This window comes from Streptococcus pseudopneumoniae (assembly GCF_001068775.1).
Taxonomy (GTDB): domain Bacteria; phylum Bacillota; class Bacilli; order Lactobacillales; family Streptococcaceae; genus Streptococcus; species Streptococcus pseudopneumoniae_N.
The window spans coordinates 25,589-37,140 of sequence record NZ_JWAJ01000129.1; the positions used below are offsets into that span (position 1 = coordinate 25,589).

Genomic DNA, 11,552 nt, shown 5'->3' on the forward strand with positions numbered 1-11,552 from the left:
GCTGTTTTTTCTTTCTCTTACGAATAAAGTAAGAGAGGAGAAAATATGGAAGAACTTATTGAGAAAATCCAAGAATATAAAATCATTGTTATCTGTGCTGGTTTGGGCTTGGTCTTAGGCGGATTTTTCCTGCTAAAGCCAGTCGCTCAAGCACCTGCTAAGGAAACAAAGGTGCAGACTGAAGTTACAGCTGTTCCAAAGGATTCGACGGATGAAAAGGAAGATGGAAATCAGAAGGAAGAAGTGGTGGGGCAAGATCTGATTACTGTCGATGTCAAAGGTGCTGTCAAATCACCTGGAATTTATGATTTACCAGTTGGAAGTCGTATCAATGATGCTGTTCAAAAAGCTGGTGGATTGACAGATAATGCTGATAGTAAGTCTATCAATCTTGCTCAGAGAATTAGTGATGAAGCACTTGTTTATGTCCCGACTAAGGAAGAAGCTACAAGCCAAGAGGCATATTCAAATGCTTCCAACACCAAAGAAAATAAGAAAGTCAACCTTAATAAAGCCAGTATAGAGGAACTGAAGCAAGTCAAAGGTTTAGGTGTTAAACGTGCTCAAGATATTATCGACCATCGTGATTCCAACGGTAAGTTTAAGTCAGTTGATGAGCTCAAAAAGGTTTCTGGTATTGGTGCAAAAACGATAGAAAAGTTAAAAGAGTATGTTACAGTGGATTAGTCGCTTTCCAATTCCAAAAATCTATCTCAGTTTTCTTTTGCTCTGGTTCTACTATGCAATTTTTTCAGCAAGTGTCTTAGCACTTTTGGGCTTTGTCTTTTTACTAGTCTGCCTCTTTTTCCAATTTCCATGGAAAACTGTGACTAAGGTCCTCTTGATTTGCAGCATATTTGGGAGTTGGTTTATTTTTCAAAAATGGCAGCAAGAAGAAGCCAATCGGAATCTTGTAGACACGGTTGATACAGTGCGAATATTACCGGATACCATCAAAGTAAATGGTGATAGCTTATCTTTTCGTGGCAAGGCTGAGGGCAGACTCTTTCAGGTCTATTATAAACTCCAGTCAGAATCTGAAAAGAAAAAATTTCAAGACTTATCTGAACTACCTGAAATAGTTTTGAAAGGCAAGTTAGCTAGTCCTCAAGGAGCCAGTAATTTTGCTGGATTTGATTATCGAAACTATCTCAAAACACAGGGGATTTATCAGACCTTAACTATATCGGAAATTGTCGAATTAAAGCAAATTTCTAGTTGGGATATAGGAGAAAATCTATCCAGTTTGCGAAGAAAAGCAGTTGTCTGGATAAAAAGGAATTTTCCTGACCCCATGCGCAATTATATGACGGGACTCTTATTAGGGCACTTGGACACAGATTTTGAGGAAATGAATGAACTCTATTCTAGCCTCGGAATTATTCACCTATTTGCTTTGTCAGGAATGCAAGTAGGATTCTTTATGAATGCTTTTAAAAAATCACTCTTACGTTTGGGCTTGACTCAAGAGAAGTTCAAATGGCTTGCCTATCCCTTTTCTTTGTTCTATGCAGGCATGACAGGTTTTTCAGCATCTGTGATTAGAAGTCTTTTACAAAAGATCTTGGCTCAGCATGGCTTTAAGTCACTGGATAATTTTGCTTTGACAATTCTTATTCTATTTTTAATCATGCCGAACTTTTTCTTAACAGCTGGAGGGGTTCTTTCCTGTGCTTATGCCTTTATCCTGACAATGACTGGTGAGGAAGTAGCAGGGATAAAAGGACTGGTTAGGGAGAGTTGTATTATTTCCTTGGGAATTCTGCCAATTTTATCTTTTTATTTTTCAGAATTTCAACCGTGGTCTATTCTCCTAACTTTTGCCTTTTCTTTCTTATTTGATATGGTCTTGTTGCCACTTTTATCGATTCTCTTCTGTCTGTCATTTGTATATCCCATCACCCAGTTCAACTTTCTCTTTGAATGGCTAGAAAATATCATACGCTATATTTCTCAGCTATCTACTAGGCCCCTTGTTTTCGGCCAACCGAGTCTTTGGATTTTAATCCTTCTTTTGATTACTTTAGCTCTCATCTATGACTATCGAAAGAATTTGAAAAAACTATCTATGCTTGTCATAGTTGCCATCTCATTCTTTTTAGTAACCAAACATCCACTAGAGAATGAAATCACAGTCCTAGATATGGAACAGGGACGAAGCATTTTCCTAAGAGACATGACAGGGAAGACCATACTACTGGATGTTGGTGAAAAGCTAGCAGTTGAAAAGAAAGAAGTCTGGCAGGAGAAAGCTATTACCAGCAATGCCAAACGTAGTTTAATTCCTTATCTGAAAAGTCGAGGAGTGGCCAAGATTGATCAGCTGGTTCTAACGACTAGTGATACTAAACAGTTAGATCATGTGTTAGAAATCAGTAAAGCCGTCGAGCTTGGAGAGATTCTAGTAACTGAAGAAACTTTATCTAAGAGAGAATTTATGGATAAGCTGAAGGAGAGCAAAGTCAAGGTAGGTGCTATCAAAACAGGACAGCAGTTACCTATTTTTGGGAATAGTTTAGAAGTTATCGCTACCCAAAATAAGGATAAAAATGATTCAATTACAATGTATGGAAAGTTACTAAACCAAACCTTTCTAGTTACTGGAAATATAGAGGAGAAGTTTTTAACGAGTCATTATCCAAAACTCCAAGCAGATGTAGTGATAACTCATCAGCAAGCATCGAAGAAAAAGACAGATATCGAAATCTTCAAAAATGTACACCCTAAAATCACGGTCATTTCGGTAGACAAGAAGAAAAAAATCAAAGAAAAAAATGCGGAAAGTAACCAAGAACTTGGGAATTCGATATATCAAACGAATCAAAAGGGCGCCATTCGTTTCAAGGGATGGACTACTTGGAATGTTGAAACTGTTCAATAACGTTTTCAGAGAAAACTAAACATTAAAATTGTCTAAACAATCATTCAAGGCTTGATTTTGAACCCTGTTTACTATAAAATGGTTAAGATTGGTGTCAAACTTTTATATTGCAAATAGGAGAAAAAATGACAAAAACTTTGAAACGTCCTGAGGTTCTATCACCTGCAGGAACACTAGAAAAACTAAAAGTAGCTGTTCAATACGGAGCAGATGCTGTCTTTATCGGTGGTCAGGCCTATGGTCTTCGTAGCCGCGCGGGTAACTTCACTTTCGAACAGATGGAAGAAGGAGTACAGTTCGCGGCTAAGTATGGAGCTAGGGTATATGTGGCTGCCAATATGGTTATGCACGAGGGAAATGAAGAAGGTGCCGGAGAATGGTTCCGTAAGTTGCGTGATATTGGCATTGCAGCGGTTATTGTTTCTGACCCTGCCTTAATCATGATTGCTGCAACAGAAGCACCAGGACTTGAAATCCACCTTTCAACACAAGCTAGTGCGACCAACTATGAAACTCTTGAATTCTGGAAAGAACTTGGATTGACTCGTGTCGTTTTGGCGCGTGAGGTTTCTATGGAAGAATTGGCAGAAATTCGCAAACGTACAGACGTTGAGATTGAAGCTTTTGTACATGGAGCTATGTGTATCTCATATTCTGGCCGTTGTACCCTTTCTAACCACATGAGTATGCGTGATGCCAACCGTGGTGGATGTTCACAATCTTGCCGTTGGAAATATGACCTTTACGATATGCCATTTGGTAAAGAGCGTAAGAGTCTCAAGGGAGAAATTCCTGAAGAATTTTCAATGTCAGCCGTTGATATGTCTATGATTGATCATATCCCAGATATGATTGAAAATGGTGTGGACAGTCTTAAAATTGAAGGTCGTATGAAGTCTATTCACTATGTTTCAACAGTTACAAACTGCTACAAGGCTGCCGTTGATGCCTACCTCGAAAGTCCTGAAAAGTTTGAAGCTATCAAGCAAGACTTGATTGATGAAATGTGGAAGGTGGCCCAACGTGAATTGGCCACAGGTTTCTACTACGGGACACCATCTGAAAATGAACAACTGTTCGGTGCTCGTCGTAAGATTCCAGAATACAAATTTGTTGCTGAAGTAGTAGCTTATGATGATGCAACACAAACAGCAACTATTCGCCAACGTAACGTTATCAACGAAGGAGACCAAGTTGAGTTTTATGGCCCAGGTTTCCGCCATTTTGAAACTTATATCGAAGACCTTCATGATGCTAAAGGTAATAAAATTGACCGTGCACCAAATCCAATGGAACTTTTAACCATCAAGGTTCCACAACCAGTACAAGCAGGTGATATGGTCCGTGCTTTGAAAGAAGGCTTGATCAATCTTTACAAAGAAGATGGAACAAGCGTCACAGTTCGTGCCTAGATAAGGAAAAATCATGGTTCAAGCTCATGGATTACTAGTAGATGATGAAAGCAGATGTGTTCATTACCATAGTGATAAAGATATCGTAGCGCTCCAGTGTTATGAGTGTAAGAAATACTATGCCTGTTATCAGTGTCACAATGCGCTAGAGGAGCACACATTTTCTCCATACCCTTTAAGACTTAAACAGGATAAACCTATCTTATGTGGTTTCTGTAAGAAGAACCTAACTTATGAGGAGTATAGAGAAAAGGGGAGCTGTCCTTATTGTGCAGCACTCTTTAATCCAGCTTGCCAGAGCCACCATTCCTATTATTTTAAATAAGAAACGATAAATCCAGGTTGTAAAACTTGGATTTTTATTTTCAGAAAAACAGGAAAGATAAGGAAAACAATCTGAAAAGACCTTAAAATTTTCTATATAATTGACTTGAAAATCGGAAAAATAGAAATAAATGATTAGAAACGCTTTCAATGCTAGTAAAAAGTTGACAAAAGCAAATTTTAGGACTAAACTAGGGAAGTAAATTTAATTTAAAAAAGGAGAATTCGTCATGAATTTAACATTTTTCGGTCTATGTCTTGCCTGTATGGGTGTATCTCTTGCAGAAGGATTTTTGATGAACGGTTTGTTCAAATCTGCAGCACGCCAACCAGATATCATCCCTCAATTGCGTAGTTTGATGATCATGGGGATTGCCTTTATCGAAGGAACATTCTTTGTAACTCTCGTATTTTCATTTATCATCAAATAAAGAGAAGTATAAAATGGAAAAGGGAGGATTCTAGATGGAAGAAAGTATCAATCCAACCATCAATATTGGTCCTGTTACCTTTGATTTAACCTTGACAGCATTAACTTTGTTGTCTGTGGCACTTATTTTTGGCTTTATCTATTGGGCAAGTCGTAATATGACTGTAAAACCCAAAGGAAAGCAAAATGTACTCGAGTATCTCTATGACTTTGTAGTCGGATTTACAGAACCAAACGTAGGTTCACGGTACATGAAAGATTACTCACTCTTTTACTTGTGTTTATTTCTTTTTATGGTTATCGCAAATAATCTTGGTTTGATGGCGAAACTTCAAACTACAGATGGGACAAACCTTTGGACATCGCCAACAGCAAATCTCCAGTTTGACTTGGCCTTGTCATTCGGAATTATCCTGATGACCCATATTGAAGGAATTCGTCGTCGCGGTGTTAAAAAATATCTAAAAGGTTTTGTAACCCCAGGTTTCATGACACCGATGAATCTCCTTGAAGAAGTCACGAATTTCCTTTCACTTGCTTTGCGGGTGTTCGGGAATATCTTTGCCGGAGAAGTGATGGCAAGCCTGCTTATTACTCTCTCTCATCAGGCACTTTATTGGTATCCAGTCGCATTTGTTACCAATCTTGTCTGGACGGCATTTTCTGTGTTTATTTCCTGTGTTCAGGCCTATGTATTCACAGTCTTGTCTTCTATGTATCTAGGAAATAAAATTAATGATGAAGAGTAGAAAGGAGTAAATGATGCACGTAACAGTAGGTGAATTGATTGGTAACTTTATTTTAATTGCTGGCTCTTTTATCCTTTTGATCGTCTTAGTCAAAAAATTCGCATGGTCAAACTTGACAACTGTCTTCGAAGAACGCGCTGAAAAGATCGCTGCTGATATTGATGGTGCTGAACAAGCTCGTCAAAAAGCAGAAACTCTTGCTCAAAAGCGTGAAGATGAATTAGCAGGTAGCCGAAGCGAAGCTAAAACTATCATCGAGAATGCCAAGGAGACAGCTGAAAAGAGCAAATCAGATATTCTAGCTGAAGCTAAGCTAGAAGCTGGTCGCTTGAAAGAAAAAGCTAACCAAGAAATTGCGCAAAACAAAGCTGAGGCTTTACAAAGCGTTAAAGGTGAGGTAGCAGATTTGACAGTTAGTCTAGCTGGGAAAATCATCTCACAAAACCTTGACGGTCATGCCCATAAAGAACTCATTGATCAGTATATCGATCAGCTAGGAGAAGCTTAATGGACAAAAAGACAGTAAAGGTAATTGAAAAATACAGCATGCCTTTTGTCCAATTGGTGATTGAAAAAGGAGAAGAAGATTCTATCTTCTCAGACTTGACCCAGATTAAGCAAGTCGCTGAAGAAACAGACTTGCCTTCTTTTTTGGCTCAGGTGGATGTGGATGAGTCTGACAAGGAAAAAACAGTCAGTTATTTCCAAGATTCTGCATCGCCATTATTACAAAACTTCATTCAAGTTCTGTTGTACAATCATCGATCAAATCTTTTTTATGATGTGATTGTAGATTGTTTAAACCGTCTTGAGAGAGAAACCAATCGTTTTGAAGTAACGATTATGTCTGCTCATCCTCTAACGGATGAACAAAAAGAACGTTTGCTTCCAATTATAGAGAAAAAGATGTCTTTAAAAGTGCGTAGCATTAAAGAAGAAATCGACGATAGTTTAATCGGTGGTTTTGTTATTATCGCCAATCACAAGACAATTGATGTTAGTATTAAACAACAACTTAAAGTTGTTAAGGAAAATTTGAAATAGAAAGTGGTGTTCTTTTGGCAATTAACGCACAAGAAATCAGCGCTTTAATTAAGCAACAAATTGAAAATTTCAAACCCAATTTTGATGTAACTGAAACTGGTGTTGTAACCTACATCGGGGACGGAATTGCGCGTGCTCATGGCCTTGAAAATGCCATGAGTGGAGAGTTGTTGATTTTTGAAAACGGCTCTTATGGTATGGCGCAAAACTTAGAATCAACAGATGTTGGTATTATCATCCTTGGAGACTTTACAGATATCCGCGAAGGCGACACCATTCGTCGTACAGGAAAAATCATGGAAGTTCCAGTTGGTGATAGCTTGATTGGACGTGTCGTGGATCCACTTGGTCGTCCTGTAGACGGACTTGGTCCAATCGACACAAACAAGACTCGTCCAGTTGAAGCACCAGCACCTGGGGTAATGCAACGTAAATCAGTATCAGAACCATTGCAAACTGGTTTGAAAGCTATTGATGCCCTTGTTCCAATCGGTCGTGGTCAACGTGAGTTGATTATCGGTGACCGTCAAACAGGGAAAACCACCATCGCTATCGATGCAATCTTGAACCAAAAAGGTCAAGATATGATCTGTATCTATGTAGCGATTGGTCAAAAAGAATCAACAGTTCGTACACAAGTAGAAACACTTCGCCAGTATGGAGCCTTGGATTACACAATTGTCGTGACAGCGTCAGCTTCACAACCTTCACCATTGCTTTTCCTTGCACCTTATGCAGGGGTTGCTATGGCCGAAGAATTTATGTACCAAGGTAAGCATGTCTTGATCGTTTATGATGACTTATCTAAACAAGCGGTAGCTTATCGTGAACTTTCTCTCTTGCTCCGTCGTCCACCAGGTCGTGAAGCCTTCCCAGGGGATGTCTTCTATCTTCACAGTCGTCTACTTGAGCGTTCTGCTAAAGTTTCGGATGAATTGGGTGGTGGATCTATCACAGCTCTTCCATTTATCGAGACGCAAGCAGGAGATATCTCAGCCTATATCGCCACAAACGTAATCTCTATTACGGATGGACAAATCTTCCTTGGCGATGGACTCTTTAACGCGGGTATTCGTCCGGCCATTGATGCGGGTTCTTCTGTATCGCGTGTTGGTGGTTCTGCACAGATTAAAGCCATGAAGAAAGTTGCTGGTACACTCCGTATTGACCTTGCTTCATACCGTGAGTTGGAAGCCTTCACTAAATTTGGTTCTGACTTGGATGCGGCTACTCAGGCTAAATTGAACCGTGGTCGTCGTACTGTAGAAGTATTGAAACAACCTGTTCACAAACCATTACCTGTTGAGAAACAAGTTACTATTCTCTATGCTTTAACACATGGTTTCTTGGATACAATTCCTGTAGACGATATCGTTCGTTTCGAAGAAGAGTTCCATATGTTCTTTGATGCTCAACATCCTGAAATTTTGGAAACCATTCGTGAAACAAAAGACTTGCCAGATGAAGCAGTCTTGGATGCTGCGATTACTGAGTTTCTCAATCAATCAAGCTTCCAATAAGAATAGAGGTGTCAGATGGCAGTATCTCTAAATGATATTAAAACAAAAATCGCCTCAACAAAAAATACTAGTCAAATCACTAACGCAATGCAGATGGTTTCTGCAGCTAAGTTAGGTCGTTCTGAAGAAGCAGCACGTAACTTCCAAGTTTATGCACAAAAAGTACGTAAACTGGTTACAGATATCCTTCACGGAGATGGCGCTGGCGGATCAACAAACCCAATGTTGATTAGTCGCCCCGTCAAAAAAACAGGCTATATCGTCATTACATCTGACCGTGGTCTTGTTGGAGGATATAATTCTTCAATCTTAAAAGCTGTCATGGAAATCCAGCAAGAATACCATCCTTCAGGTGATGATTTTGAAGTCATCTGTATTGGTGGTATGGGAGCCGATTTCTTCAAATCACGCGGTATTCAACCAATCTATGAATTGCGTGGACTTGCGAGTCAACCGAGCTTTGATGAAGTTCGTAAGATTATCTCTAAAACGATTGAAATGTATCAAAATGAACTTTTTGATGAGCTCTACGTTTGCTACAACCACCACGTAAATACATTGACAAGTCAAATGCGTGTAGAACAGATGCTTCCAATCGTGGACTTGGATCCAAATGAAGCAGATGATAACTATAGCTTGACATTTGACCTTGAAACAAGTCGTGAAGAAATCTTGGATCAATTGCTGCCACAGTTTGCAGAAAGTATGATTTATGGTGCTATTATTGATGCCAAGACAGCTGAAAATGCTGCTGGTATGACAGCCATGCAAACAGCGACTGATAATGCCAAAAAAGTGATTAATGATTTGACAATCCAGTATAACCGTGCCAGACAGGCGGCGATTACACAAGAAATCACAGAAATTGTGGCAGGAGCTAGTGCCTTAGAATAGGCTCTAGTCCAGCTCGTATGAAAATGAACTTATACTTAATGAAAATCAAAGAGCAAACTAGGAAGCTAGCCGCAGGCTGTACTTGAGTACGGTAAGGCGACGCTGACGTGGTTTGAATTTGATTTTCGAAGAGTATTAGGACCTAGTCATTCTAGGAACCGACAGTATCTTATATAGAATAGGAGAAGGAGATGAGTTCAGGTAAAATTGCTCAGGTTATCGGACCCGTTGTAGACGTCATGTTTGCAGCAGGTGAGAAACTACCAGAGATTAATAATGCACTTGTCGTCTACAAAAATGACGAAAGAAAAACAAAAATCGTCCTTGAAGTAGCCTTGGAGTTGGGAGATGGTATGGTTCGTACCATCGCTATGGAATCAACTGATGGCTTGACCCGTGGTTTGGAAGTATTGGACACAGGCCGTCCAATCTCAGTACCAGTTGGGAAAGAAACTCTAGGACGTGTCTTCAACGTTTTGGGAGATACCATTGACTTGGAAGCTCCTTTTGGTGAAGATGCAGAGCGTCAGCCAATTCATAAAAAAGCACCAACTTTTGATGAATTGTCTACCTCTTCAGAAATTCTAGAAACAGGGATCAAGGTTATCGACCTTCTCGCCCCTTACCTTAAAGGTGGTAAGGTCGGACTCTTCGGTGGTGCCGGAGTTGGTAAAACCGTCTTGATCCAAGAATTGATTCACAATATTGCCCAAGAACACGGTGGTATCTCAGTATTTACTGGTGTTGGGGAACGTACTCGTGAAGGGAATGACCTTTACTGGGAAATGAAGGAATCAGGCGTTATTGAAAAAACAGCCATGGTATTTGGTCAGATGAATGAGCCACCAGGAGCACGTATGCGTGTTGCCCTTACTGGTTTGACAATCGCTGAATACTTCCGTGATGTAGAAGGTCAAGACGTTCTTCTCTTCATTGACAACATTTTCCGTTTCACACAAGCTGGTTCAGAAGTATCTGCCCTTTTAGGTCGTATGCCATCAGCCGTTGGTTATCAACCAACCCTCGCAACAGAAATGGGTCAATTGCAAGAACGTATCACGTCAACTAAGAAGGGGTCTGTAACATCTATCCAGGCCATCTATGTGCCAGCGGATGACTATACTGATCCAGCGCCAGCAACAGCCTTCGCTCACTTGGATTCAACTACCAACTTGGAACGTAAATTGGTTCAATTGGGTATCTACCCAGCCGTTGATCCACTTGCTTCGAGCTCTCGTGCTTTAGCGCCTGAAATCGTTGGAGAAGAACACTACGCAGTTGCTGCTGAAGTTAAACGTGTCCTTCAACGTTACCATGAGTTGCAAGATATCATTGCGATCCTTGGTATGGATGAACTTTCTGATGAAGAAAAAACTTTGGTTGCTCGTGCCCGTCGTATTCAGTTCTTCCTTTCACAAAACTTCAACGTTGCGGAACAATTTACTGGTCAACCAGGTTCTTATGTTCCAGTAGCGGAAACAGTTCGTGGATTTAAGGAAATTCTTGAAGGAAAACACGATCATCTCCCAGAAGATGCCTTCCGTGGAGTAGGTTCAATCGAAGATGTTATTGCTAAGGCTGAAAAAATGGGATTTTAAGAGGTGATCTATGGCTCAGTTAACTGTCCAGATCGTGACACCAGATGGCCTCGTCTATGATCACCATGCCAGCTTTGTATCAGTTCGAACTCTGGATGGTGAGATGGGGATCTTGCCACGACATCAAAATATGATTGCGGTATTAGCAGTTGATGAAGTTAAAGTCAAACGTATTGATGATGATTCTCATGTCAACTGGATAGCAGTAAATGGAGGAATCATCGAGATTGCAAATGATGTGATTACTATCATTGCAGACTCAGCTGAGCGTGCTCGTGATATCGATATTAGCCGTGCAGAACGTGCCAAACTTCGTGCAGAACGTGAAATTGAAGAAGCACAAGACAAACACTTGATTGACCAAGAGCGTCGTGCTAAGATTGCATTACAACGTGCTATTAACCGAATCAATGTCGGAAATAAACTATAAAAAAATGAGGTTGGGACAAAAAGATCCCGACCTCACTTTTTATTATGTGACTTTCAGTCCGTCTCGCTCCGTTAGTTGCGAGACAAAAAAACCACCCGCTATGCGGGTGCGCATCGAAGGTTATACCAAAAAACTCCAAACGCGATACAATTAAGGTGTTCAAGCCAATTGTAAAGCGAAAGGAGAAAAATATGGCTCAAAAAGCACATAGTTTATCACACACAAAATGGATGTGTAAATATCACATTGTGTTCACCCCTAAGTATAGAC

Annotated in this window: 12 protein-coding genes and 1 pseudogene; all 13 read left to right on the plus strand. The window is 40.1% G+C overall.

Going from position 1 to position 11,552, the window contains the following annotated elements; all coding sequences use genetic code 11:
- The first annotated feature begins 45 nt into the window (after window positions 1-45).
- The gene (locus ADF68_RS07805; RefSeq protein ID WP_049549324.1) at window positions 46-687 is read left to right on the plus strand and encodes a helix-hairpin-helix domain-containing protein; all 642 of its coding nucleotides are present in this window, start codon (window positions 46-48) and stop codon (window positions 685-687) included.
- Window positions 671-2,881 (plus strand): ComEC/Rec2 family competence protein, encoded by a 2,211-nt coding sequence (locus tag ADF68_RS07810; protein WP_049549325.1) that lies wholly within the window; start codon window positions 671-673, stop codon window positions 2,879-2,881. Before ADF68_RS07805 ends, ADF68_RS07810 begins: the two co-directional genes overlap by 17 nt.
- A 125-nt stretch (window positions 2,882-3,006) precedes the next feature.
- Complete coding sequence (locus tag ADF68_RS07815; RefSeq protein WP_049549326.1) at window positions 3,007-4,293, plus strand: peptidase U32 family protein; 1,287 nt, start codon at window positions 3,007-3,009, stop codon at window positions 4,291-4,293.
- A gap of 13 nt (window positions 4,294-4,306) precedes the next feature.
- Window positions 4,307-4,618, plus strand: coding sequence for a CHY zinc finger protein (locus tag ADF68_RS07820; protein WP_049549327.1), 312 nt, complete (start codon window positions 4,307-4,309; stop codon window positions 4,616-4,618).
- Between the two features lie 229 nt (window positions 4,619-4,847).
- A complete protein-coding gene (locus tag ADF68_RS07825; protein WP_001054552.1) occupies window positions 4,848-5,048 on the plus strand; it encodes a F0F1 ATP synthase subunit C in 201 nt (66 codons plus the stop codon).
- A 34-nt stretch (window positions 5,049-5,082) separates the two neighbouring features.
- Window positions 5,083-5,796: a F0F1 ATP synthase subunit A gene (atpB, locus tag ADF68_RS07830; RefSeq protein WP_000392856.1), complete on the plus strand. Its 714-nt coding sequence runs from the start codon at window positions 5,083-5,085 to the stop codon at window positions 5,794-5,796.
- Window positions 5,797-5,809: 13 nt separating this feature from the next.
- Complete coding sequence (atpF, locus tag ADF68_RS07835; RefSeq protein ID WP_049549328.1) at window positions 5,810-6,304, plus strand: F0F1 ATP synthase subunit B; 495 nt, start codon at window positions 5,810-5,812, stop codon at window positions 6,302-6,304.
- Window positions 6,304-6,840, plus strand: a complete 537-nt coding sequence (locus tag ADF68_RS07840; protein ID WP_049549329.1) for a F0F1 ATP synthase subunit delta — start codon at window positions 6,304-6,306, stop codon at window positions 6,838-6,840. The genes atpF and ADF68_RS07840 overlap by 1 nt, the downstream gene beginning before the upstream one ends.
- A 14-nt stretch (window positions 6,841-6,854) precedes the next feature.
- On the plus strand, window positions 6,855-8,360 hold the full coding sequence (gene atpA, locus ADF68_RS07845; protein WP_000996628.1) for a F0F1 ATP synthase subunit alpha: 1,506 nt from the start codon (window positions 6,855-6,857) through the stop codon (window positions 8,358-8,360).
- Between the two features lie 15 nt (window positions 8,361-8,375).
- On the plus strand, window positions 8,376-9,254 hold the full coding sequence (locus tag ADF68_RS07850) for a F0F1 ATP synthase subunit gamma (RefSeq protein ID WP_049549330.1): 879 nt from the start codon (window positions 8,376-8,378) through the stop codon (window positions 9,252-9,254).
- A 191-nt stretch (window positions 9,255-9,445) separates the two neighbouring features.
- Window positions 9,446-10,852 carry a F0F1 ATP synthase subunit beta gene (gene atpD, locus ADF68_RS07855; protein ID WP_049549331.1) on the plus strand — a complete coding sequence of 469 codons (1,407 nt, stop codon included), beginning with the start codon at window positions 9,446-9,448 and terminating at the stop codon, window positions 10,850-10,852.
- A 10-nt stretch (window positions 10,853-10,862) separates the two neighbouring features.
- Window positions 10,863-11,282 (plus strand): F0F1 ATP synthase subunit epsilon, encoded by a 420-nt coding sequence (locus ADF68_RS07860; RefSeq protein ID WP_049503620.1) that lies wholly within the window; start codon window positions 10,863-10,865, stop codon window positions 11,280-11,282.
- A 191-nt stretch (window positions 11,283-11,473) separates the two neighbouring features.
- Window positions 11,474-11,552: pseudogene (locus ADF68_RS10635) on the plus strand (IS200/IS605 family transposase); the annotation flags it as partial.

Bases quoted from the DNA above. Each gene is read 5' to 3' on its own strand.
- atpF (WP_049549328.1), top strand. From the start codon at position 5,810: ATGCACGTAACAGTAGGTGAATTGATTGGTAACTTTATTTTAATTGCT.
- ADF68_RS07815 (WP_049549326.1), top strand. From the start codon at position 3,007: ATGACAAAAACTTTGAAACGTCCTGAGGTTCTATCACCTGCAGGAACA.
- ADF68_RS07860 (WP_049503620.1), top strand. From the start codon at position 10,863: ATGGCTCAGTTAACTGTCCAGATCGTGACACCAGATGGCCTCGTCTAT.
- atpB (WP_000392856.1), top strand. From the start codon at position 5,083: ATGGAAGAAAGTATCAATCCAACCATCAATATTGGTCCTGTTACCTTT.
- ADF68_RS07820 (WP_049549327.1), top strand. From the start codon at position 4,307: ATGGTTCAAGCTCATGGATTACTAGTAGATGATGAAAGCAGATGTGTT.
- ADF68_RS07825 (WP_001054552.1), top strand. From the start codon at position 4,848: ATGAATTTAACATTTTTCGGTCTATGTCTTGCCTGTATGGGTGTATCT.
- ADF68_RS07810 (WP_049549325.1), top strand. From the start codon at position 671: ATGTTACAGTGGATTAGTCGCTTTCCAATTCCAAAAATCTATCTCAGT.
- ADF68_RS07840 (WP_049549329.1), top strand. From the start codon at position 6,304: ATGGACAAAAAGACAGTAAAGGTAATTGAAAAATACAGCATGCCTTTT.
- ADF68_RS07850 (WP_049549330.1), top strand. From the start codon at position 8,376: ATGGCAGTATCTCTAAATGATATTAAAACAAAAATCGCCTCAACAAAA.
- ADF68_RS07805 (WP_049549324.1), top strand. From the start codon at position 46: ATGGAAGAACTTATTGAGAAAATCCAAGAATATAAAATCATTGTTATC.
- atpD (WP_049549331.1), top strand. From the start codon at position 9,446: ATGAGTTCAGGTAAAATTGCTCAGGTTATCGGACCCGTTGTAGACGTC.